At 66.7% G+C, this 23,113-nt stretch carries 21 protein-coding genes; 14 read left to right on the top strand and 7 right to left on the bottom strand.

Translation table 11 applies throughout. The annotated features are described in order from the left end of the window. Window positions 1-74 precede the first annotated feature (74 nt). Window positions 75-1,325, top strand: a complete 1,251-nt coding sequence (locus AB839_RS13955; RefSeq protein WP_005418276.1) for a DUF819 family protein — start codon at window positions 75-77, stop codon at window positions 1,323-1,325. A gap of 117 nt (window positions 1,326-1,442) precedes the next feature. Here the strand turns inward: AB839_RS13955 and AB839_RS13950 are convergent, their stop codons facing one another. Both AB839_RS13950 and AB839_RS13945 read right to left on the bottom strand, forming a co-directional pair. Further along, on the bottom strand, window positions 1,443-1,667 hold the full coding sequence (locus AB839_RS13950; protein WP_005410613.1) for a CstA-like transporter-associated (seleno)protein: 225 nt from the start codon (window positions 1,665-1,667) through the stop codon (window positions 1,443-1,445). After that, a complete protein-coding gene (locus tag AB839_RS13945; RefSeq protein WP_061479816.1) occupies window positions 1,667-3,748 on the bottom strand; it encodes a carbon starvation CstA family protein in 2,082 nt (693 codons plus the stop codon). Before AB839_RS13945 ends, AB839_RS13950 begins: the two co-directional genes overlap by 1 nt. A gap of 215 nt (window positions 3,749-3,963) precedes the next feature. Here AB839_RS13945 and AB839_RS13940 point away from each other — a divergent pair, with 215 nt between their 5' ends. Next, on the top strand, window positions 3,964-4,815 hold the full coding sequence (locus tag AB839_RS13940; RefSeq protein ID WP_053499689.1) for a pirin family protein: 852 nt from the start codon (window positions 3,964-3,966) through the stop codon (window positions 4,813-4,815). Window positions 4,816-4,943: 128 nt separating this feature from the next. Here AB839_RS13940 and AB839_RS13935 read toward each other — a convergent pair whose 3' ends face one another. The 4 genes from AB839_RS13935 to AB839_RS13920 all read right to left on the bottom strand — a co-directional run bounded on the left by AB839_RS13935 (window position 4,944) and on the right by AB839_RS13920 (window position 10,076). Next, window positions 4,944-5,402, bottom strand: coding sequence for a hypothetical protein (locus AB839_RS13935; RefSeq protein ID WP_032954397.1), 459 nt, complete (start codon window positions 5,400-5,402; stop codon window positions 4,944-4,946). Window positions 5,403-5,598: 196 nt separating this feature from the next. Further along, a complete protein-coding gene (aqpZ, locus tag AB839_RS13930) occupies window positions 5,599-6,318 on the bottom strand; it encodes an aquaporin Z (RefSeq protein WP_057493448.1) in 720 nt (239 codons plus the stop codon). Between the two features lie 121 nt (window positions 6,319-6,439). Then, window positions 6,440-7,303: a pirin family protein gene (locus AB839_RS13925; protein WP_061479815.1), complete on the bottom strand. Its 864-nt coding sequence runs from the start codon at window positions 7,301-7,303 to the stop codon at window positions 6,440-6,442. A gap of 709 nt (window positions 7,304-8,012) precedes the next feature. Then, a complete protein-coding gene (locus AB839_RS13920; protein WP_061479814.1) occupies window positions 8,013-10,076 on the bottom strand; it encodes a 3-hydroxyacyl-CoA dehydrogenase NAD-binding domain-containing protein in 2,064 nt (687 codons plus the stop codon). 235 nt (window positions 10,077-10,311) lie between these two features. Here AB839_RS13920 and rpoE point away from each other — a divergent pair, with 235 nt between their 5' ends. The 9 genes from rpoE to recO all read left to right on the top strand — a co-directional run bounded on the left by rpoE (window position 10,312) and on the right by recO (window position 18,964). Continuing rightward, window positions 10,312-10,932, top strand: a complete 621-nt coding sequence (rpoE, locus tag AB839_RS13915) for an RNA polymerase sigma factor RpoE (RefSeq protein ID WP_005418256.1) — start codon at window positions 10,312-10,314, stop codon at window positions 10,930-10,932. Beyond that, entirely contained in the window at window positions 10,929-11,810 is an 882-nt protein-coding gene (locus tag AB839_RS13910) for a sigma-E factor negative regulatory protein (RefSeq protein ID WP_061479813.1), read from the top strand. The genes rpoE and AB839_RS13910 overlap by 4 nt, the downstream gene beginning before the upstream one ends. A gap of 74 nt (window positions 11,811-11,884) precedes the next feature. After that, window positions 11,885-13,417, top strand: a complete 1,533-nt coding sequence (locus tag AB839_RS13905; RefSeq protein ID WP_061479812.1) for a DegQ family serine endoprotease — start codon at window positions 11,885-11,887, stop codon at window positions 13,415-13,417. A gap of 182 nt (window positions 13,418-13,599) precedes the next feature. Further along, a complete protein-coding gene (gene lepA / locus AB839_RS13900) occupies window positions 13,600-15,393 on the top strand; it encodes a translation elongation factor 4 (RefSeq protein ID WP_005418237.1) in 1,794 nt (597 codons plus the stop codon). A gap of 54 nt (window positions 15,394-15,447) precedes the next feature. After that, window positions 15,448-16,242, top strand: a complete 795-nt coding sequence (lepB, locus tag AB839_RS13895) for a signal peptidase I (protein WP_005418234.1) — start codon at window positions 15,448-15,450, stop codon at window positions 16,240-16,242. A gap of 37 nt (window positions 16,243-16,279) precedes the next feature. Continuing rightward, on the top strand, window positions 16,280-16,663 hold the full coding sequence (locus AB839_RS13890) for a DUF4845 domain-containing protein (protein WP_014038086.1): 384 nt from the start codon (window positions 16,280-16,282) through the stop codon (window positions 16,661-16,663). After that, window positions 16,653-17,333: a ribonuclease III gene (gene rnc / locus AB839_RS13885; RefSeq protein WP_061479811.1), complete on the top strand. Its 681-nt coding sequence runs from the start codon at window positions 16,653-16,655 to the stop codon at window positions 17,331-17,333. Before AB839_RS13890 ends, rnc begins: the two co-directional genes overlap by 11 nt. Continuing rightward, entirely contained in the window at window positions 17,330-18,226 is an 897-nt protein-coding gene (era, locus tag AB839_RS13880; RefSeq protein ID WP_005410599.1) for a GTPase Era, read from the top strand. Before rnc ends, era begins: the two co-directional genes overlap by 4 nt. An 18-nt stretch (window positions 18,227-18,244) precedes the next feature. Continuing rightward, a complete protein-coding gene (gene recO, locus AB839_RS13875; RefSeq protein ID WP_049447075.1) occupies window positions 18,245-18,964 on the top strand; it encodes a DNA repair protein RecO in 720 nt (239 codons plus the stop codon). Between the two features lie 588 nt (window positions 18,965-19,552). Here the strand turns inward: recO and AB839_RS13870 are convergent. Beyond that, window positions 19,553-20,281 (bottom strand): response regulator, encoded by a 729-nt coding sequence (locus AB839_RS13870; protein WP_005418228.1) that lies wholly within the window; start codon window positions 20,279-20,281, stop codon window positions 19,553-19,555. Window positions 20,282-20,408: 127 nt separating this feature from the next. On the opposite strand from AB839_RS13870, the gene rlmD reads away from it, so the two are divergent. The 3 genes from rlmD to AB839_RS13855 all read left to right on the top strand — a co-directional run bounded on the left by rlmD (window position 20,409) and on the right by AB839_RS13855 (window position 23,072). Continuing rightward, window positions 20,409-21,743: a 23S rRNA (uracil(1939)-C(5))-methyltransferase RlmD gene (gene rlmD / locus AB839_RS13865; protein WP_061479810.1), complete on the top strand. Its 1,335-nt coding sequence runs from the start codon at window positions 20,409-20,411 to the stop codon at window positions 21,741-21,743. Window positions 21,744-21,777: 34 nt separating this feature from the next. Then, a complete protein-coding gene (locus AB839_RS13860; RefSeq protein WP_031270571.1) occupies window positions 21,778-22,263 on the top strand; it encodes a CYTH domain-containing protein in 486 nt (161 codons plus the stop codon). A gap of 113 nt (window positions 22,264-22,376) precedes the next feature. Continuing rightward, the gene (locus AB839_RS13855) at window positions 22,377-23,072 is read left to right on the top strand and encodes a DsbA family oxidoreductase (RefSeq protein WP_061479809.1); all 696 of its coding nucleotides are present in this window, start codon (window positions 22,377-22,379) and stop codon (window positions 23,070-23,072) included. The last annotated feature ends 41 nt before the right edge of the window (window positions 23,073-23,113 follow it).

The following is a 23,113-nucleotide window of genomic DNA, read 5'->3' as shown; positions in this document are numbered from 1 at the left end:
ACAGTGTTAATCTCGACCTGCGCCGCTTCATGCGGCGCTTTTTTTTCCCGCTCCTTCGATCGACAGAGGATCCCATGCCGACCGAACCCGCTACTGCCCTGATCAGCAACGATATCGTTGGACTGGGCCTGATTGCCGCCACCCTGGCCCTGATCTTCTGGGCCGCCAGTGGTCCGACCCCGCTGTTGAAGAAGATCTTCGCCTGGGTGCCGGCACTGCTGCTGTGCTACTTCATCCCCGCCATCTACAACACCGCCGGTGTCATCGATGGCCACAACACCTCGCTGTACAACCCGGTCGCGCGTGACGTGCTGCTGCCGGCCGCGCTGGTCCTGCTGACGCTGTCGATCGACCTCAAGGGCGTCATCAAGCTGGGGCCGAAGCTGTTGCTTGTGTTCTGTGCCGGTACCGCTGGCATCATGCTCGGTGCGATCGTCTCCTTCCAGCTGATGAAGCTGATCCATCCGGAAACGGTGGCCGGTGATACCTGGGCCGGCATGGCCGCGCTGGCCGGCAGCTGGATCGGTGGCGGCGCCAACATGGTCGCCATGCGTGAGGTGTTCGGCACCGACGCCACCACCTTCGGCCAGTTCGCCGTGGTCGACGTGGCCTGCGCCAGCCTGTGGATGGCGATCCTGCTGTTCCTGGCCAACCGCGCGCAGCAGATCGACACCCGCAACGGGGCCGATACGCGCGCCATCGACGAGATGAAGGCACGCATCAGCGCCTACGAGGCACAGAACGCGCGCATTCCCAGCATGACCGACCTGATGGTGATCGTCGGCGTGGCACTGGGTGGCGTCGGCCTGGCCCACGCCATCGCCGCACCGCTGTCGGGCTGGTTCAAGGCCAACGTCAGCTGGGCCAGCCAGTTCAGCCTGGACAGCCAGTTCGTGTGGGTGATCCTGCTGTCCACGGCGATGGGCCTGGGCCTGAGCTTCACCCGCGCGCGCCGGCTGGAAGCCGCAGGCGCATCGCGGTTGGGCACGGTGTTCCTGTACTTCCTGATCGCCTGCATCGGCATGCAGATGAACCTGCTGTCGCTGCTGGATCGGCCGTGGCTGTTCCTGCTCGGCGCGATCTGGATGGCTACGCATGTGCTGGTGCTGTGGGTGGTGGCCAAGCTGCTGCGCGCGCCGTTGTTCTTTTTCGCGATCGGTTCGCAGGGCAACATCGGGGCGGCCGCCTCGGCTCCCGTGGTGGCCGCGGCCTTCCATCCGACGCTGGCGCCGGTGGGGGTGCTGCTGGGGACGGTGGGCTATGCCACCGGTACCGGGTTGGCCTATGTCACCGGCCTGATCCTGAAGTGGATGGCCGGCGCCTGAGTTCTGACCGGACGTTCCTGTTGCGGGTTCGCGGCGTGCGCCGCGAACCCGCTCTGCCCGTGTAGGGCCGAGCACGCGCTCGGCCTTCTTTTGCCTGCGAAAAGGCCGTCCCGGCCCTCAACAGCAGCGGCCACCATTGCGTCCGCCGTAGCGCGCTTCCTGGCGCTCGCGGAAGAACGTCTTGTAGTCCATCGGCTCCTGGTCCGGATGCTTTTCCAGCATATGCCGGACGTAGTTGTCGTAATCAGGAATGCCACAGCACAGTCGTGCGGTCTGCACCAGGCGCCGCCAGATGCGGCGGTGCGCCTGGTACTGGCCGGCGGGAACCAGTTGCGTACTCATCACAGATCCACCATTTCATGCGGCTTCAGCGCCACGTAAGGGGTCTCGCGGTCGCTGCGCTGCGGATTGCGGCGTGCCGCCAGGATGGTCTTGATCGAATACACCAGGACTGCGCCCACCACCAGCAGGAACAGCGCGGTCAGGCCGGTATTGACGTAGGCGTTGACCACGATCTGCTTCATCTGCGCCACCGACTTGGCCGGCGCCGTGATCGTGTCGCTGGCGAGCGCGGCCTGGAACTTGTGTGCCTGTGCCAGGAAACCCTGCGCCGGGTTGCTGTCGAAGATCTTGATGAAGCCGGCATAGGTGGTGCAGATCAGCAGCCACACCGCCGGTACCGCAGTGACCCACGCATAGCGGTCGCGCTTCATCTTGAACAGCACTACCGTGCCCAGCATCAGCGCGATACCGGCCAGCATCTGGTTGGAGATGCCGAACAACGGCCACAAGGTCTGGATGCCGCCGAACGGATCGACCACACCGGTGTAGAGCAGGTAGCCCCACAGCGCCACGCAGCCGGCGGTGCCGATGATGTTGGCGGTCCACGACTCGGTCTTCTTCAGCGCCGGGACGAAGTTGCCCAGCAGGTCCTGCAGCATGAAGCGTCCGGCACGGGTGCCGGCGTCCACCGCGGTCAGGATGAACAATGCTTCGAACAGGATCGCGAAGTGGTACCAGAACGCCATCATTGCGTCGCTGCCACTGGGGATCGCTTCGTGCAGGATCTGCGCGATGCCCACCGCGAGTGTCGGTGCGCCACCTGCACGATGCAGGATGGTCGGCTCGCCGATCGCCGCCGCGGTCGCGGTCAGCTGCTCCGGCGTGATGGTGAAGCCCCAGGTGTTGGTGATGTAGTGCGCCGCCGACGCCGCATCGGCGCCGATCACCGCCGCCGGGCTGTTCATCGCGAAGTAGATGCCTGGATCGATGATCGAGGCCGCGACCAGCGCCATCACCGCCACGAACGATTCCATCAGCATACCGCCGTAGCCGATGTAACGCATGTGCGCTTCATTGGCCAGCAGCTTCGGCGTGGTGCCGGAGGAGATCAGCGCATGGAAACCAGAGACCGCACCGCAGGCGATGGTGATGAACAGGAACGGGAACATGCCGCCCTTCCACACCGGGCCGTCGCCACTGGCGGCGAACTGGGTCAGCGCCGGCATCTTCAGTTCCGGCATCACGATCAGGATGCCGACGGCCAGCGCGATGATCGTGCCGATCTTGAGGAAGGTCGACAGGTAGTCGCGCGGGGCCAGCAACAGCCACACGGGCAGCACCGATGCGACGAAGCCGTAGCCGATCAGCATCCAGGTGATCTGGGTGCCGGTGAACGTGAACGCCGGGCCCCACACTGGGTCGGCGGCGACCTTGCCGCCGTACCAGATCGCGGCCAGCAGCAGGATCAGGCCGACCACCGAGATCTCGCCGATCTTGCCGGGGCGGATATAGCGCATGTACACGCCCATCAGGATGGCGATAGGCATCGTCGCGATTACCGTGAACATGCCCCACGGGCTTTCGGCCAGCGCCTTGACCACCACCATCGCCAGCACCGCCAGGATGATGATCATGATCAGGAACGCACCGAACAACGCGATGGTGCCAGGTACCTGGCCCATCTCTTCTCTTACCAGGTCGCCCAGCGAACGGCCGTTGCGACGGCTGGACAGGAACAGCACCATGAAGTCCTGCACCGCACCGGCCAGCACCACGCCCACCACCAGCCACAGCAGTCCAGGCAGGTAGCCCATCTGCGCGGCCAGGACCGGGCCGACCAGCGGGCCTGCGCCGGCGATGGCGGCAAAGTGGTGGCCGAACAATACGTGCTTGTTGGTCGGCACGTAGTCCAGGCCATCGTTGTTGATCACCGCCGGCGTGGCCCGGGTCGGATCCAGCTGCATCACCCTGTTGGCGATGAACAGGCTGTAGAAGCGGTAGGCCACCAGGTACAGCGAAACCGCGGCGACGACGATCCACAGCGCATTGATGTGTTCGCCGCGGCGCAGGGCCACGGTGCCCAGACAGAAGGCGCCGAGCAGGGCGAGGGCCGCCCAGCCTATTTTGGAAAACCCTTTCATGAGGTGCTCTCTCCCGGAAAGACAGTCAAAGAGTCCCGCGTGCCCTCGACAGGGTCAATTGGCACAGGACGAATCGGCGGTAGTACTTTGGTCGTACGCTTGTTGTGCTGACGTGCAGCGAACATCAGGGATGGAACAATCGGTTGCGGCGCCGTCCATTGGCGTGTGGCCGTGCGGCGTCCATCTTCAGTGGCATCCATCCAACAGGAGTCGCCATGAGCTTTCCCGAACCGGTCCGCGTGCTGCGGACCATCCGTGGCATGCCCACCTCCGACGGTGCCGGCGTGCGCCTGACCCGCGTCATCGGTGGCCCGACGCTGCCCGACCTCGATCCGTTCCTGCTGCTTGATGAATTCGGCACCGACCGCGCCGAGGACTACATCGCCGGTTTCCCGGAGCATCCGCACCGCGGATTCGAGACCGTCACCTACATGCTCGACGGGCGCATGCGGCATCGCGACAACCATGGCAACGAAGGCCTGCTGACCCCGGGCAGCGTGCAGTGGATGACCGCTGGCCGCGGCCTGGTGCACTCGGAGATGCCCGAGCAGGAAAGCGGGCAGATGCGTGGCTTCCAGCTGTGGGTGAACCTGCCGGCAAAGGAGAAGATGACCGAGCCGAAGTACCAGGAGTTCGCGCCTGAGCGGATTCCCGTGGTGCACCCGGAAGCGGGCGTGGAGGTGAAGGTGATCGCTGGCACGGTCGATGGCACCCGCGGCCCGATCGTGCAACCGGCCACCGACCCGCTCTACCTCGACATCACGTTGGCGCCCGACCGTGCCTGGACCTACGCGCTGCCGGAAGGGCACAACGCCTTTGCGTACGTGTTCGAAGGTGGCGTGACTGTGGGTGAGCAGGACGCCGCGCGCGACGTCGCTCGCCAGGAACTGGCGGTGCTGGGCGGTGGCGAGCAGTTGCACATCTCGGCCGGCAATGAAGGCGCGCGCCTGATCCTGGTGGCCGGCCGTCCGCTGCGCGAACCGGTGATGCGCCACGGGCCGTTCGTGATGAACACGCGGCAGGAACTGATGCAGGCCTTCGTCGATTTCCAGGAAGGCAAGTTCTGACGTAGTACCGGCCGCTGGCCGGAAACTGCCTCGCCTGGAGGCGGATCGGGGTGCCGGCCAGCGGCCGGCACTACCGTTGGATCGGGTCGCGCTGCGGGGATGCTGCCAGGCAGTCATCCCCGTCATCCTCAGCGCCCGGCGGCCACGGCCGACGGGGTCAGGCTCATGCCCTGCGCCAGCTGTTGCAGTGACCCCAGCTCCTGCGCGCTGTCCGGATACAGCGAAATCTGCGCGTAACGCCCCTTGTCGAGCTTGACCACGCTGATGCGCCGTTCGGCATACCCCGGCGGTTGCTGGCCGCCCAGGTCGGGCTGGTACCAGTACAGCGATTCACCGCCGAAGCTGCCTTTTTCCTGCCGCAGCGAGCGGTTCAGCGGAATGGACGGGTCACGCGCGCTGAGCATCAGGCTCAGCACTTCCCGGCCATCAGGGGTGCTGGCGCGGCAGACCAGGAAATCGGCCTGCACCTGCTGCTGCCACTGCAGACCGCTGCTGGCCGGTAGCGAAGGACATTCGGACGGCGCCTGCGCGGCGGCGTGGGCCGCAGCGAAAAGCAGGCTCGACAACATGACAGGCACGAACTTCATGCATCCCCCAAGGTGATGAATTGGTTGGCTTCGCCAGCAGAGCCGGCGACCATGGCATCCCATCCCCGGACGCCCCCCATCCGGCATGTGCACGGACGGTCAACTCAACCTTAACGGAACGTGAGCAATCGCACAATTCGCGGTTGCAAGCGCAACCATTGCGGCCGAGGGTCGGCCGCAATGGTTGCTGCGGGGATCAGCGGTCGTTGCCGATCCACTTGTAGATCAGGCCACCGATCGCGCCACCCAGCAGCGGGGCGACCCAGAACAGCCACAACTGGCTGACCGCACCGCTGCCGGCGAAGAAGGCCACGGCCGTGGAGCGGGCCGGGTTCACCGACGTGTTGGTGACCGGGATGCTGATCAGGTGGATCAGGGTCAGCGACAGGCCGATCGCCAGCGGGGCGAATCCGGCCGGTGCCTTGCCGTGGGTGGAACCCATGATCACGATCAGGAACACCGCCGTCAGTACCACTTCGCACAGGAAGGCGGCCGCCACGCTGTAACCACCGGGCGACAGCGCGCCATAGCCATTGCTGGCGAACGCTCCGGCCTGGCTGCCGTCGATGGCGAAGCCACTGGCGCCGGAGGCGATCTGCAGCAGGATGAAGCCGGCCAGCAGGCCGCCGGCGACCTGGGCGATGATGTACGGCACCAGGTCCCTGGTCGGGAAGCGACCACCCGCCCACAGGCCGACGCTGACCGCCGGATTGAAGTGCGCACCGGAGATATGGCCGAACGCATAGGCGCCGGTCACCACGGTCAGGCCGAAGGCGAGCGCCACGCCGAGGAAACCGATACCCAGCGGATTGCCGTCACCACCGAACTTGGCGGCCAGCACCGCACTACCACAGCCACCCAGAACCAGCCAGAACGTGCCGAGGAATTCGGCGGACAAGCGTTTACCCATGCTCATGTGTTGCACTCCTTTGACGGTCGAAAGTGTGATTTATGTCACATTTCAATGATCAGCGGGTGACTGTAGCGTCAACGCCGGGTGCAGGAATACACCCTCGGCTGTGTGCAACACGCGATGCTCAGTACTGCGGCAGCGGGATGAACTCCTTGTCGTCGCCGGGGATGGTGCCGAAGCGACCGGCCTCCCAATCGTGCTTAGCCTGCTCGATACGCTCCTTCGAGCTGGACACGAAGTTCCACCACAGGTGGCGCGGGCCATCCAGCGGCTCGCCACCGAACAGCATCGCCTTTACCGGTGTCTTTGCGCGCAGGCGGCCGCGTGCGCCGGCTTCGGGGATGACCAGGTGCTGTGCGGGGATGTCCACGCCATCCAACTGCGCGTCGCCCTCAAGGATGTACAGCGCGCGCTCGCGGTGGCCGTCGTCGATGTCGATTTCCGCGTCCGCGTCCAGATCGATCGCCACATTGAGCGTATCGGCGAACACTTTCACCGGCGATTCCTCGCCATAGGCGCGGCCAGCGATCACCCGCAGCCAGGCGCCGTTGCGGCGCTGCTCGGGCAGGGTGGCCGCAGCATGGTGATAGAACGCCGGCTCGATTTCCTCGTGCGATTTCGGCAGCGCGACCCAGGTCTGCATGCCGTGGATCGGGTTGTCATGGTCGCGGTCCGGTTGCGGTGTCCGCTCGGAATGGGCAATGCCGCGACCAGCGGTCATCCAGTTGACGTCGCCGGGACGGATCACCTGGTCCGATCCAAGTGTGTCGCGGTGGCCGATCGCGCCCGACCACAGGTAGGTGACCGTGGCCAGGCCGATATGCGGATGCGGGCGCACGTCGATGGCGGTGCCGGGGTGCATCAGTGCCGGGCCCATCTGGTCGACGAACACGAACGAACCGATGCTGCGGGCCTGCAGGGTGGGGACGGCGCGACGGACTTCGAGGCCGCCGATGTCGTGCACGCGCGGAGCGATGATGGTGGTCATGCGGGCGTTCTCGCTGGCAGGGATCAGGCGATCAGCATCGCATGCGGCTGTGACGGGGACATGCCTCGTATGGGTAACAGGGTGTTCCAGCCAACGGCGCAGCCCCTCGTGGCTGGTTGCTTGGTCGCTGACGGCACAAGCACAAGCCGTGCTTGGCCGGGCGGGGTGGGTTCGCGGGGGACGCCGTGAATCCGTCCGTGGAGGCTTGGCCGCGGCATCCATGCCGCGGACACCCCCGCGAACCCACCCCGCCCGGCCCCTGACAGTTTCCGTGTGCGTCCAGCCACGGAGAAGAAAAAAAGAAAATCAAGATCAAACGCCGGTCGCTTCGCTCGCGTCCACGCGTGGTTCAAGCGTTTCGACCAAGGTCGACACCTACCAGCCATCGCAGTTCACCAACCGTCACCGGGAAACTGTCTGGGTGGGGCGGTGTGGGCTTGCAGGACCGTTGGCGCCATAGATGGCGCCATCGAGCCCCCATGGGTGAGGGCGCTTTGCTTGCGAAGCACTGCTTTGCAAGCGCCCGAACGCACAGCCGCCAGCGGCTGGGCCGGACCGCGGAGCGGGGTTTACGGCGTGTCCTGCCTGCCCACACCGTCCCGCCCAACAAACAGAAAAGCCAGAGCCGGCTGTTGCTCCGGCTCTGGCTTTGGCTTTTGCTTCGGCGGTTGCCTCTGCGGGTGCCGGGCCGCAGGCCCGGCCGATGAACTCAGACCACCGGTTCGCGCAGGACGGGGTTGTCCCAGCCCGGGCGCGGGGCGAAACGGTCGCCGTGGCGCTGCTGCAGCGCCTTCAACCGCTCGACGATCACATCGGCACCGACCGCACGGATGTGCTGGATCGGACCGCCGCGGAACGGAGCGAAACCGGTGCCGAAGATCACGCCGGCATCCAGCAGGTCCGCATCGGCCACCACGCCTTCGTGCAGGCACGCCACTGCCTCGTTCAACAGCGGCAGGATCAGGCGGTCTTCCAGGTCGGCCGGGGCCTGGTAGTCGCTGGCCACGTCCGGCTTCTTCGGCTTGCCGTTTTCCCAGGTGTAGATGCCCTGGCCATCCTTCTTGCCACGCTTGTCCGGTTCCACCGTCTGCAGCGCGGCCGGAATCTGCAGGCCCAGGAACGGCGCCAGTTCGCGGCCGACACCGGCGGCCACGTCCAGGCCGACGGTATCGATCAGTTCGATCGGGCCCATCGGCATGCCGAACTTCACGGCGGCCTTGTCGATCACCGGGCCCGGGATGCCTTCGGCGTAGGCGGTGGCGGCTTCCAGCATGTACGGGAACAACACGCGGTTGACCAGGAAGCCCGGGCTGCCGGCCACCGGCACCGGGAACTTGCCCAGCGCCTTGCAGAACGCGGCCAGGCGGCGCTCGGTCTCCGGCGCCATGCCATCGTGGTGGATGATTTCCACCAGCGGCATCTGTGCTACCGGGTTGAAGTAGTGCAGGCCGGCGAACTGCGCCGGGCGCTGGATGTGATCGCGCAGTTCCACCAGTGGAATCGACGAGGTATTGGTGGTCAGCAGGGCGTCCTGCTTCATCTTCGGTTCCAGCGTCTGGTACAGCGCACGCTTGGCTTCCGGGTTCTCGATGATCGCCTCGATCACCAGATCCGCTTCGGCAACCCCATTGCCTTCCAGGTCGGCACGCAGGCGTGCGGCCACGGCGGGGCGCTTGCTTTCGTCGCGCACCTTCTTGGCAAACAGCGCCTGCGCGCGTTCCATGGCCGGGTCGATGAAGCGCTGCTCGCGGTCCTGCAGGGTCACCTCGAAGCCCTTGTAAGCGGCCCACGCGGCGATGTCGCCGCCCATCACGCCGGCGCCGACCACGTGCACGTGACGGATGCCGGAATCACCACTGCCCAGGCCCTTCAGTCGCTCGGTGAGGAAGAAGATACGGATCAGGTTGCGCGCGGTCGGTGTACTGGCCAGCTTCACCACGGCGCGCCGCTCGGCGTCCAGGCGGGCCTGGATCGGCTTGCCGCCACTGCGTTGCCAGGTGCTGATCAGCGCGTACGGCGCCGGGTACTGGTCCTTCTTCGCCTTGCGTGCGACCTGCTTGACCATCTGCGGCGCCAGAAGCCTGCGCGCCAGCCAGGTGTTGGTGGCCCACGCCGTCGCGCGCTGCTTGAACGGGCGGGTGGTGCCGGACAGCGCCAGCGCGACGGCGGTGTCGAGCACCACCGCTGGCGCCACCACCTTGTCGACCAGGCCGATGCCACGCGCGGCCGAGGCCGACAGGGTGCGGCCGGTCAGCATCATGTCCATCGCCGCCGGCGCGCCCACCAACTGCGGCAGGCGGGCGCTGCCGCCCCAGCCCGGGAAGATGCCCAGCTGGGTTTCCGGCAGGCCGATGCGGGTGCTGCTGTCATTGGACGCCACGCGGTAGCGGCAGGCCAGCGCCAGTTCGGTGCCGCCGCCCAGGCAGTGGCCGTGGATCGCCGCAACGGTGGGGCAGGGCAGCTCGGCCAGCTTCTGATAGGTCGCCTGGCCACGACGGATCGCGTCGTTGACAGTGCCACGACGGTCGAATTCCTGGAACTCCTTCAGGTCGGCACCGGCAATGAAGCCGGCCTTCTTCAGTGACTGGACCACCACGCCTTTGGGTGGGTCCAGCGCGATGCGCTCAAGCAGGTCGCCCAGCTCCAGCAGCACGTCCTGCGACATCGCGTTGACGCTGCTGTCCTGACGATCCAGGGAGAGAACCACCACGCCGTCGTCGCGGATCTCGGGGTGCCAGTGGCTGAAGCGGAGACCATCGAAGCCTGAGAGCATGGACGTTCCATCCGGTTGTGTATGGAGAAGCGGCTATGATCCAGAGGTTGTTTCCCCCGCGTCAAATCCCAATAGCAGGGGAGTGGCGCCCCCGGATCCATGGCCGTGGACCGGGACGCTAACGGAACGGTGGTTAAAAGCTGGTGCGGCGCCAGGTGATCGGCGACTGAACTTTTCCCGGGATTGGCAGTCTCATTGCCCGACGTCGGTTGGGCTGACAGGAGTGCGGCCCCTCATGGCCGAGGTTGATACACCACAGGAGCTGGATCTGGAACTGGTCCGGCGCGTGCAGCACGGCGAGAGTGCCGCCTTCGATGTCCTGGTGCGCAAGTACCAGCATCGGGTGGTGGCCCTGGTCGGTCGCTACATCGCCGACTGGAGCGAATGTCAGGACGTCGCCCAGGACACTTTCATCCGTGCCTACCGCGCGATCGGGAGTTTCCGTGGCGATGCCCAGTTCTCAACCTGGTTGCATCGAATCGCCGTGAATACCGCCAAAAACTACCTGGCTTCACACAATCGACGGCCGCCGACCGATGACATCGACATCGGCGATGCCGAACAGTTCGACAGTGGTACGCGCCTGCGTGACACCGACACGCCCGAACGCGAGTTGATGCGCCAGGAGCTGGAACAGACGGTGATGAAGGCCGTCAACGCGCTGCCGGAAGAACTCCGGTCAGCGATCACCCTGCGCGAGGTGGAAGGCCTGAGCTACGAGGATATCGCGCAGAAGATGGGGTGCCCGATCGGCACGGTGCGTTCACGGATCTTCCGGGCGCGCGAGGCGATCGACACCGAACTCCGGCCGCTGCTGGACATCGGCAGCGCCACCCGTGAGAAGAGCCGCGTATGACCAGTAACCCGTTCAACGAATCGCAGAACCATCAATCGCCCGCCGGGCAGCGCCTGGACCAGCGCCATCGCGAGCAGCTGTCGGCCCTGGTCGATGGCGAGCTGGGCGCCGATGAAGCGCGTTTCCTGCTGCGCCGGATGGAGCACGACCCCGAGCTGGCCGGTTGCCAGGAGCGCTGGCAGCTGCTGGGCGACGTGATGCGCGGGCAGGCGTCGGCACTGGCTCCGGCCGGGTTCAGTGCCGCCGTGGCTGCCGCCATCGCGGCCGAGCCGGCGCCACAGGCCGAGCCGCGTCGCCAGGTACGTCGCAGTGGCTGGCGGGCCTGGGGCGGCGGCGCCGCCCTGGCCGCGTCGGTGGCCGCCGTCGCGCTGTTCATCGGCGGCGAGAAACTGAAGGAGGCCACGCCGGGTGAACCGCTGGCGCCGCAGGTGATCGCCAGCCAGGCGGAACTGCCGCCGGCGCCAACCGCGCCGGCCCCGGTGACCGAAGCATCGGTGGATACCGCCGCGATGGCCGTGGCGGCGGCGCCGGCTGTGGCGATGGCTGCCACCAGCCGTCGCCAGGACGCCCGCCGCGCCAGTGCAACCCGCAGCCAGCAGGCCGCGCGTGCCGCCCAGCGCGATGACGCTCCGCAGCGCGCCATCGCCGCCCTGCAGGCACCGCTGGCTCCGACCGTACCGGCCAACGCCAACCACAACCTGCCATTCGGTGAGGTCGGCGGGCTGCAGGCCCGGCCGTGGCCGCGCTCCAGCCTGGCGCCGACCGCGGGTGGTGCGCTCAATGCCAGTTTCCCGGCCCGCGCCGGCGGTGCCGCGTTCTACCCGTTCGAGCCGCGCCTGCAGGACGACCTGCCGGTGCCGCCGCGCCCGCGCGACTGAGCCGGGCGCCTTCACGCCCCGCCGTCGGCGGGGCCCGTATTCCTCTTTCCATCCGACCCGGAGGTTGCCGTCCGATGACTCCCCGACTTCGCACGCAGGCCATTGGCCTGCTGGCCCTGACCCTTCCCCTGGTGGCCTGCGCGCAGGCGCCGGCGCCTGCCGCCCCGGCCCAGCCTGCGCCGGCCGCGGCGCCGCGGGCGCCTGCACAACCGCTGGTCAGTGGCTTGCCTGACTTCACCAACCTGGTCGAACAGGTCGGCCCGGGCGTGGTCAACGTCGACACCACCATCGTCCGCAACAACCGCCAGGCCTCGCGCGGCCCGATGGGCGACGATGACATGCCGGAGTTCTTCCGCCGCTTCTTCGGCCCTGACTTCCCGATGCCGGGGCAGGGGCCGGGTGGGCAGGATGGCGGTCCCAGCATCAAGGGGCGTGGCATGGGATCGGGCTTCATCATCTCGCCCGATGGCTATGTGCTGACCAACTACCACGTGGTGGCCGACGCCAGCGAGGTGAAGGTCAAGCTGGGCGACAGCCGCGAGTTCACTGCCAAGGTGGTGGGCAGCGACCAGCAGTACGACGTGGCCCTGCTCAAGATCGATGGCAAGAACCTGCCCACCGTGCGCGTGGGCGATTCCAACACCCTGAAGCCGGGCCAATGGGTTGTCGCGATCGGCTCGCCGTTCGGCCTCGACCATTCCGTTACCGCCGGCGTGGTCAGCGCCGTCGGTCGCAGTACGGGGGGGCCGGACCAGCGCTACGTGCCATTCATCCAGACCGACGTGGCGATCAACCAGGGCAATTCCGGTGGGCCGCTGCTGAACACCCGCGGCGAAGTGGTCGGCATCAACTCGCAGATCTTCTCGGCCTCCGGTGGCTACATGGGCATCAGCTTCGCGATCCCGATCGACCTGGCGATGAGCGCGGTCGAGCAGATCAAGAAGAGCGGCAAGGTCACCCGCGGCCAGCTCGGCGCGGTGGTCGAACCGATCGATTCGTTGAAGGCGCAGGGACTGGGCCTGCCAGACAGCCGCGGCGCGCTGGTCAACCAGATCGTGGCCGGCAGTGCGGCCGCCAAGGCCGGCGTGCAGGTGGGCGATGTCATCCGCTCGGTCAACGGCAGCGCGGTCAACAGCTGGTCCGACCTGCCGCCGCTGATCGGTGCGATGGCGCCGGGCAGCAAGGTGAACCTGGTGGTTTACCGCGACGGCAAGCCGCATGAGCTCAGTGCCACGCTGACCGCACTGAGCGAGGACGGGCAGGCCAATGCCCGCGGGCCGTCGGCTGGCGGTGGCGAGGCGGCTCCGCAGACCGGTGCCAACGCCCTGCTGGGGCTGGATGTCAGCGACCTGAACGCGGCCCAGCGCAAGCAGTTGGGGCTCAACGGCAATGAAGGCGTGCGCATCACCGGGGTCAAGGGCCAGGCGGCACGCGATGCCGGCCTGTCGCCGGGCATGGTGATCCTGCAGGTCGGCCGCACTGCGGTCGGCAGCGTGGATGCCCTGAACCGGGCGTTGTCCAGCTTCAAGAAGGACGACGTGGTGATGCTGCTGGTCCGCACGGCCAACGGCAACAGCGCCTTCGTGGCGGTGAAGGCCGGCCAGTAAGGCTCCTGCCGGGGCCGCTTCGGCGGCGCCGGCGCGGCCCCCGAAGCCCCGCCCCGGCGGGGCTTCGGCCGTTCTGGCCCCGGTCCGATGAGGCAGTTTTCGCGGCCGGGCGCCGGGCATGCGATAATCGACCGTTACCCTGACGACGCCGCGCGCCGCCGCCACCTATGTCTTCTGATTCGATGCGGAACATCCGCAACTTCTCCATCATCGCCCATGTCGACCACGGCAAGTCCACGCTGGCCGACCGCATCATCCAGCTCTGTGGTGGCCTGCAGGCCCGCGAGATGGAAGCGCAGGTGCTCGACTCCAATCCCATCGAGCGCGAGCGTGGCATCACGATCAAGGCGCAATCGGTGTCACTGCCGTACCTGGCCAAGGACGGGCAGACCTATCACCTGAACTTCATCGACACCCCCGGCCACGTCGACTTCTCCTATGAAGTCAGCCGCTCGCTGGCCGCCTGCGAGGGCGCGCTGCTGGTGGTCGATGCGGCGCAGGGCGTGGAAGCGCAGTCGGTGGCGAACTGCTATACCGCAGTGGAGCAGGGCCTGGAAGTGGTGCCGGTGATCAACAAGATCGACCTGCCCACCGCCGACATCGAGCGCGCCAAGGCCGAGATCGAGGCCGTGATCGGCATCGACGCTTCCGACGCCGTGCCGGTCAGTGCCAAGACCGGCCTCAACGTGCAGGACGTGCTGGAGGCGATCGTCCATCGCATCCCGCCGCCGGTGCCGCGCGACACCGACAAGCTGCAGGCGCTGATCATCGACTCGTGGTTCGACAACTACCTGGGCGTGGTCTCGCTGGTGCGCGTGATGCAGGGCGAGATCAAGGCCGGTGACAAGCTGCAGGTGATGTCGACCGGCCGCAACCACCAGGTCGACAACGTCGGCGTGTTCACTCCCAAGCGCAAGGTGCTGCCGGCGCTGCGTGCCGGTGAAGTGGGCTGGGTCACCGCCAGCATCAAGGACGTGCATGGTGCGCCGGTCGGCGACACCCTCACCCTGGCCGGCGATCCGGCGCCGAAGCCGCTGCCGGGCTTCCAGGAAATGCAGCCGCGCGTGTTCGCCGGCCTGTTCCCGGTCGATGCCGAGGACTACCCGGACCTGCGCGAAGCGCTGGACAAGCTGCGCCTGAACGATGCCGCGCTGCGTTTCGAGCCGGAAAGCTCCGAAGCGATGGGCTTCGGCTTCCGCTGTGGCTTCCTGGGCATGCTGCACATGGAGATCGTGCAGGAGCGCCTGGAACGCGAATACAACCTGGACCTGATCAGCACCGCGCCGACGGTGGTGTATGAGGTCCTGAAGACCGACGGCTCGGTCATCAACATGGACAACCCGGCCAAGCTGCCGCCGGTGAACCAGGTCGAGGAGATCCGCGAGCCGATCATCCGCGCCAATGTGCTCACTCCCGAGGAATACATCGGCAACATCATCAAGCTGTGCGAAGAAAAGCGCGGCAGCCAGATCGGCATCAACTACCTGGGCAGCCAGGTGCAGATCAGCTACGAGCTGCCGATGGCCGAGGTGGTGCTGGACTTCTTCGACAAGCTCAAGTCGGTCAGCCGTGGCTATGCCTCGCTGGACTACCACTTCGTGCGCTTCGACGCCGGCCCGTTCGTGCGCGTCGACGTGCTGATCAACGGTGACAAGGTCGACGCACTGTCGCTGATCGTGCACCGCAGCCACGCCGACCGCCGTGGCCGCGAGCTGTGCGAGAAGATGAAGGACCTGATCCCCCGGCAGATGTTCGACGTGGCCATCCAGGCCGCCGTCGGCTCGCAGATCATCGCCCGCACCACGGTCAAGGCGATGCGCAAGAACGTGCTGGCCAAGTGCTATGGTGGCGACGTCTCGCGCAAGAAGAAGCTTCTGGAAAAGCAGAAGGAAGGCAAGAAGCGCATGAAGCAGGTCGGCCGCGTGGAGATCCCGCAGGAAGCGTTCCTGGCCGTGCTGCAGATGGACAACAAGTAAGCCCGCACCGGCCTCGCGGGGCCGGTCGTCTGGTGACGTTGCAAAGGACCCTGAATGAAACTGTTTGAGATCCTCCTGGTCGTGCTGACCCTGGCCTCGGGCCTGATCCTGCTCGCCGACAAGCTGTACCTCGCCAAGCGCCGCGCCCAGCGCGCGGGCCTGCTCGACACCGAGCCGGTGCTGGTGGACTACTCGCGTGCATTCTTCCCGGTGCTGGCGATCGTGCTGATCGTGCGCAGTTTCATCGCCGAGCCGTACAAGATCCCGTCCAGCTCGATGATGCCGAACCTGCTGATCGGCGATTTCATCCTGGTCAACAAGTTTTCCTACGGCCTGCGCCTGCCGATCAGCAACACCAAGATCGTCCCCTTCGGCGAGCCGTCGCGCGGCGACGTGGTGGTGTTCCACTTTCCCGGCCACAGCGACAACGACCCGGCCAAGGGCGAGAACTTCATCAAGCGCGTGATCGGCGTGCCGGGTGACACCGTGGTCTTCGAAGGCGACGGCGTGATCCTCAATGGCGAACCGCTGAAGTACGACAACAAGGGCATCTATGCCGGCCACAAGGGCCAGGGCGAGGGCGCCAACCTGCTGGTCGAGCACCTGCCGGGCCGTACCCATACCGTGCTGGAGACCGACTATCCGCGTGGCCAGGGCCAGTGGACCGTACCGGCCGGCAAGTATCTGGTGATGGGCGACAATCGTGACAACAGCGACGATGGCCGCTTCTGGGGCCTGCTGCCGGAAGAAAACCTGCGCGGCAAGGCCTTCCTGATCTGGCTGAACTGCCAGGGCTGGTTCTGCAAGGATGGCTTCGAGCCGTCGCGGATCGGCTCGAGCATCAACTGAGTACCTTCACATCCAACGCGTATCTGGGGAGAACGCAATGAAGACGATGAACACGCAGCGTGGCATGACCCTGACCTCGTTCCTGGCGGTCCTGATCGTGGTGGGTTTCTTCCTTTACATCGGCATGAAGCTGTTCCCGATGTACCAGGAGTATTACGCGGTGCGCTCGGCGATGAAGAGCCTGGCCAAGGAGCCGGGTGTGGGCAGCATGGAGCCGGCCCGGATCCAGGATCTGTTCTTCAAGCGCCTGTACATCAATTACTCGGAAAACGTGAAGCCGGCCAACGTGAAGTTCGACCGTCGCGACAACGGCTGGACTCTCAAGGTCAACTACGAAGTGCGCCGTCCGCTGGTCGGCAACCTGGACGTGGTTGGCAAATTCGATTCATCCCAGGACCTGACCCGAAGCGGTGCCGAATAAACCTTTCCAACGTGGTGACCTGATCGGTCATCCCTTCCGCGACCCGGCGCTGCTCAAGCAGGCGCTGACGCATCGTAGCGCCGGTGCGCCACACAACGAGCGCCTGGAGTTCCTGGGCGACAGCATCGTCAACATGATGGCGGCCGAGGCGTTGTACCGACGCTGGCCCAAGGCTGACGAGGGCGCGATGACCCGTGCCCGCGCCGAACTGGTGCGTGAGGGCGCGCTGGCGGTGATTGGACGTAGCCTGGAGCTGGGCGAGCGGCTGATCCTGGGCCCGGGCGAAATGAAGTCCGGTGGCCACCGTCGTGATTCGATCCTGGCCGACGCGGTGGAAGCCGTGGTGGCTGCGATCTACCTGGACGCCGGTTTCGAGGCCTGCCGGGCGGTGGTACTGCCCTGGTTCAGCGCTTCGATCGAGGCACTGCCGGCCTCCGGCCGACCCGAGAAGGACCCCAAGACCCGCCTGCAGGAATGGCTGCAGGCCCGACAGAAGCCGTTGCCGCAGTATGAACTGGTGTCAGAATCCGGTGACGACCACGCCAAGCACTTCCGGGTACGCTGCAACGTAGCCGACCCGGCCGCCAGCACCGAGGGCGAAGGCGCCTCGCGGCGGCTTGCCGAACAACAGGCGGCTGCGGCCGTCCTAGAACAACTGGATTCCAAGTGAGCGAACAAACTCCCCATCATTGCGGCAGCGTGGCCGTCATCGGCCGCCCGAACGTGGGCAAGTCGACCCTGACCAATGCCCTGGTCGGCGCCAAGGTCAGCATCGTCTCCAACCGTCCGCAGACCACGCGCCATCGCCTGCTGGGCATCGCCACCTATCCGGAAGGCCAGCTGGTGCTGGTCGACACCCCCGGCCTGCACAAGGTGCAGAAGCGTGCGATGAACCGGGTGATGAATCGCGCCGCGCGTGGCTCGCTGGAAGGCGTCGATGCCGGCCTGCTGGTGATCGAAGCCGGTCGCTGGGATGAAGAGGACAGCCTGGCGTTCAACGTGCTGCGCGACGCCGGCATCCCGGTGGTGCTGGTGGTCAACAAGATCGATCGCCTGAAGGAAAAGGGCGCGTTGCTGCCGTTCCTGCAGCAGGTGACCGAGGGTCGCGACTTCGCCGCCGTGCATCCGATCTCCGCGCAGAAGCGCAACGGCCTGGAAGCGCTGGTGCGCGACGTGCTGAAGCTGCTGCCGGAAGCCCCGCCAATGTTCGGCGAGGACGAGATCACCGACCGCAGCCAGCGTTTCCTGGCCGGTGAACTGGTGCGCGAGCAGCTGATGCGCCAGCTCGGCGAGGAACTGCCGTACGCCACCACTGTCGAGATCGAGCGCTTCACCGAGGACGGCAACCTGCTGCGCATCGGTGCGGTGATCTGGGTCGAGCGTGAAGGCCAGAAGGCCATCGTGATCGGCAAGGGCGGCGCTCGCCTGAAGGAGATCGGCGCCAAGTCCCGCCTGCAGATGGAGCGTCTGTTCGGGGCCAAGGTGTTCCTGGAAACCTGGGTGCGCGTGCGTGAAGGCTGGTCCGACGACGAGGCCGCGCTGAAGGCCTTCGGTTACGAGTAAGGCGTTGTAGTCGCTTCGATGATGATCGAGGACGACACCGGCTTCGTGCTGCACGCACGGGCCTACCGCGAGACCAGCCTGCTGGTCGAAGTGTTGAGCGCGCAGCATGGCCGTATCGGCCTGCTTGCGCGTGGCGTGTCCACTGCCAAGGGCCAGGTGCTGCGCGCCGCCCTGCAGCCGTTGCAGTGGATCCGCTTCAGTGCCCAGCAGCGGGGGGAACTGGCCCAGCTGCGTGGCGCCGAGGCGCTGGATGCCGCGCCACGCCTGGTCGGGCAGGCGATGCTCGCCGGTTTCTACCTGAGCGAGCTGACCCTGCGCCTGGCCCCGCGCCAGGACCCGCTGCCGGAGCTGTACCTCGCCTACGGCGAGGCGCGTGCGCGGCTGGCGGTGGGCGCTGGCCTGGCCTGGACCCTGCGCCGTTTCGAACGCGAGCTGCTGTCTGCACTGGGCCTGGGTTTCGAGCTGGACAGCGCCAGCGATGGCCAGCCGATCGACCCGGCGGCACGCTACGAACTGGACCCGCAGGAGGGTGCGCAGCGCCTGCTGAGCGAGCGCGGCGGGGAGCGCCGGGCAGCCGCCACCGGGTCGGCGCTGTTGGCGCTGGCGGCTGACGAAGAGCCGGATGCCGCCGATCTGGCCAGCCTGCGCCTGCCGATGCGGCGGGTGCTGGCCCATCACCTGGGGCCACGCGGCCTGAAGTCCTGGGAAATGCTCGAGCAGCTCGCGCCCCGCAGGTAGGGGGTGTTCGGCAGGGCTTGCAGCCCTGCACCTGCAGAGTCAACGTCAACGGCAGAAGCTGGCTATCCGTGGGGAGGCGGGGTGGGTCCGGTTGAGGGGGGCGCTGCAAGTACCCCGCCGGGGCCCGGCCCAGCCGCTGGCGGCTGTGCGTTCGGGCGCTTGCGAAGCAGTGCTTCGCAAGCAAAGCCCCCTCACCCATGTAAGCTCGGTCGCCGCATCCATGCGGCTCACGCCCCCTCAACCGGACCCACCCCGCCTTCGACAGATTCTTGCGAGCTGTCGGAATGGCATGGGGTCGGATCCGTTTTCCACAGGAAAACGGATCCGAACCCAGATTGATTTCGATATCTGACAGAGATTCATCCACGCATGGCGTGGATCTACCCGATCGCGGAAAACTGTCAGAGGTGGGGCGGTATCGGAGGGCGGGGTGTCAGCCGCATGGATGCGGCTGCCAAGCCTACAGGGACGTACTTGCGGCGTCCCCGCACTCCGACACCGCCCCGCCAGCCCACGGAATGCCAGCTTTTGCTGTTGCCTTGGCTTGAAGCCTCTGCGGGTGCAGGGCGCAGCCCTGCCGAGCAACCCTCAATGCAGCAGGGCCGCCACCGCGTCGCGGAACCCCGCCTGGGCCTGCCCGGACTCGGGCGCGTGATGCAGTTGCCGCACCGCGCGCCCCAGCCGTGCCGCGCCGACGAAGCCACAACTGGCCTGCAACCGGTGCAGCTGGCTGCGCAGCTGGCGCTCGTCGTGCTGGTCGACCGCCTGCTCGACCGCGTCGCGCACGCCCGGCAACTCGGCCAGGAACAGTTCGCGCAGTGCGATCAGGTGGTTGCGCTGGCCATTGAGCGCTGCCAGGGCTGCGGTCTCGTCCCAGTCCTGTACGGCCAGTTCGACCGCGGCCGGGGCCTGTGCCACGAAGATCCCCGCCGGGCTGTTGACCAGCGCTCGGCGCACGGCCTTCAGCAGCTGGTCGCGGCCCAGTGGCTTGACCAGGGTGTCGCTGAAACCAGCTTCGCGCAGGCGGGCGTGAATGGAGGCATCGCCGTCGGCGGTATGTGCCAGTGCCGGCGTGTCGGGATGTGAACGGCGCAACTCACGCAACAGCTGCGCGCCATTGCCGTCCGGCAGGTTGACGTCGATCAGCCACAGGTCATGCGAGCCGGGCTCGGCACTGGCCAGGGCACTGGCCAGCGAATCTGCGGTATCCACATCCGCCGGTAACGTTTCCAACGCCGCCTTGAAAAAACCGCGGCTGATGATGTCGTCCTCGACAAGCAGGAAGCGGGGCCGTGCGGCCCGCGGGGTCATCTGCATCAGGGCTGCCTCCATGTCAGCTGTCCCAATCATCAAGCACGGCGGCCACGGGCGCAAGCGGGTCCGGGCCCCATCGGTCAGGATCTGCGACAATACGCCCCCATTTTTGCCCGCAGCCTGTTGCCACGTGGCCCGATCCCGCTCCCGCACCGACCGTACCCCGTTCCAGACCGAGATCCTCGACCTCAGCCATGATGGTCGCGGTGTCGCCCGCCGTGAAGGCGAGGGCGGCAAGGTTACCTTCGTCAGCGGCGCCCTGCCCGGTGAGGTGGTGATGGCCGAACAGACAGCCCGCAGCCGCCATTTCGACGAGGCGCGCACGCTGGAGGTGCTGCAGGCCTCGCCGCAGCGGGTGACCCCCAAGTGCCCCCATTTCGGCACCTGTGCCGGCTGCGTACTGCAGCACCTGGACGAGGCCCAGCAGATCGTCGCCAAGCAGCGCGTGCTGATGGACAACCTGGAGCGGATCGGCCATGTGAAGCCGGGCACCGTGCTGCCGCCGCTGGTCGGCGAGAGCTGGGGTTACCGCCGCAAGGGCCGCTTCTCGGTGCGCCGGGTCGAGAAGAAGGACAAGACCCTGGTCGGCTTCCGTGAACAGGATCCGCGTTTCGTCGCCGACCTCAGCCAATGCCTGACGGTGATTCCGGAAATCGGCACCAAGGTCGAGGCGCTGTCCACCTTCATTGAAACGCTCGATGGCAAGCGCGACATCCCGCAGATCGAGTTCATCGCCGGTGACCAGGCGGTGGTGCTGACCGTGCGCCACCTGCAACCGCTCAGCGATGCGGACCGCGCGGCCTGGGCTGCCTTCGGCCAGCAGCATGGGTTCGTGATCTACCTGCAGTCCGGCGGCGTGGACACCGTGCAGCCGCTGGACGGGCAGGGCGTGGCGCTGTCGTTCCGGCTGGCGCCGTGGGATGTCGAGCTGGCGTTCCGCCCGTTGGATTTCATCCAGGTCAACGCCAAGCTCAACGAGAAGATGATCGCCCACGCCCTGGACCTGCTGCAGCCGGGTAAGGACGAGCGCGTGCTGGACCTGTTCTGCGGCCTGGGCAACTTCACCCTGCCGCTGGCCCGCCGTGTGCGTGAAGTGGTGGGTGTGGAAGGCGATGCCGGCCTCGTCGCGCGTGCACGTGAGAACGCGGAGCGCAACGGCCTGGCCAACGCGCAGTTCTTCAGCGCCGACCTGACCCAGGACCAGCGCAGCACGGCGTGGATGCGCCAGGGCTTCGACAAGCTGCTGCTGGATCCGCCGCGCTCGGGCGCGATCGAAGTGCTGCAGCAGCTGCCGCTGAAGCAGTTCAAGCGCATCGTCTACGTCAGCTGCCACCCGGGCTCGCTGGCGCGCGATGCCGGCTATCTGGTCAACGAACAGGGCTTTACCCTGGTCAGCGCCGGTGCCATGGACATGTTCCCGCACACCGCGCACGTGGAAAGCATCGCGGTATTCGAAAAGCGCTGAGCAGCTGTCATCACCCGTGGCGCATAATTGCGCCATGGGCATCGAAATCGAACGCAAATTCCTGGTCAGCAGCGATGGCTGGCGCACCGCCGCGCATCGGGTGATCCCGATGGCGCAGGGCTACATCAACGACATGGGCGCGCTCGACCGCGGCACCCAGAACGCCTCGGTGCGCGTGCGCATCGAAGGCGACCACGCCGCGCTGAACCTGAAGTCGCGCACCCTCGGCCACACCCGGCAGGAGTTCGACTACCCGATCCCCGTGGAGGACGCGCGCGCACTGCTGGCGTTGTGTGTCGGCGGCCTGATCGACAAGCGCCGCCATCTGGTCGAACACGCCGGCCTGACCTGGGAAGTGGACGAGTTCCTCGGTGACAACGCCGGCCTGGTGGTGGCCGAAGTCGAGCTGGAAAGCGCGGACCAAGCCATCGACCTGCCGGACTGGGTCGGCGCCGAAGTGACCGATGACGCCCGCTACTACAACGTTGCCCTGGCCAGCCGCCCGTATTCAGAGTGGTGAACCCCCAAAAAGGGGACGGAGGGGATTAAGTCGTCTTTACCCCGCCTGTGCGGAAAGCGACTTAATCCCCTCCGTCCCCTTTTATCGAGGAAGGCGGTCCCCATGTCGTGGGGATGAGAATCGACATCTACTCCGACGTGGTCTGCCCCTGGTGCTGGATTGGCAAGCATCGTTTCCAGCAGGGCGTGCAGTTGCTGGGCGCCAATGCGCCTGACCTCGATATCCACTGGCAGCCGTTCCAGCTGGACCCGGATGCGGACGACACCCCGGTGCCGCTGCGCGAGGCCTATGCGCGCAAGTTCGGGGGCGTGGAGCGCACCGAGCAGATCCTCGGCCAGACCCAGACCACCGCGCGCGCGGAGGGGCTGCCGATGGATTTCAACCAGGGCCAGGTGCGGGTGACCACACTGCCGGCGCATCGGGTGTTGTGGCTGGCCGGCCAGCATGGCGTGCAGGATGCGGTGGGTGAAACGCTGTTCCGCGCCCACTTCGAGCATGGCCAGAACCTGGCCGATACCGCAGTGCTGGTGAAGGCCGGCGTGGCGGGCGGCCTGGACGGTGGTGAAATCGCGCAGATGCTGGCCTCCGACCGGGGGCTGGCCGAGGTCGAAGCCAAGCTGGCGCAGGCCCATGCACTGGGCATTTCTTCGGTGCCGACCTTCGTCATCGATGGGAAGTGGGCGATTTCCGGGGCCCAGCCGCCAGAAGCGTTCGCCCAGGCCCTGCAGCAGATCGCGGCCGAACAGGGCGCCCCGGCCACCCCGGCTGACGGCGACGAGGCCTGCGGCCCGGACAGCTGCAAGGTCTGACCGGCTCCTTTTTCTGACCACTGCGCCTGTCGGCCGGTTCT

The sequence above is a fragment of the Stenotrophomonas sp. DDT-1 genome, assembly GCF_001580555.1.
Lineage (GTDB): Bacteria > Pseudomonadota > Gammaproteobacteria > Xanthomonadales > Xanthomonadaceae > Stenotrophomonas > Stenotrophomonas sepilia.
The sequence above is the reverse complement of the archived record's forward strand: the minus strand, read 5'-3'. Positions and strand labels throughout refer to the sequence as shown.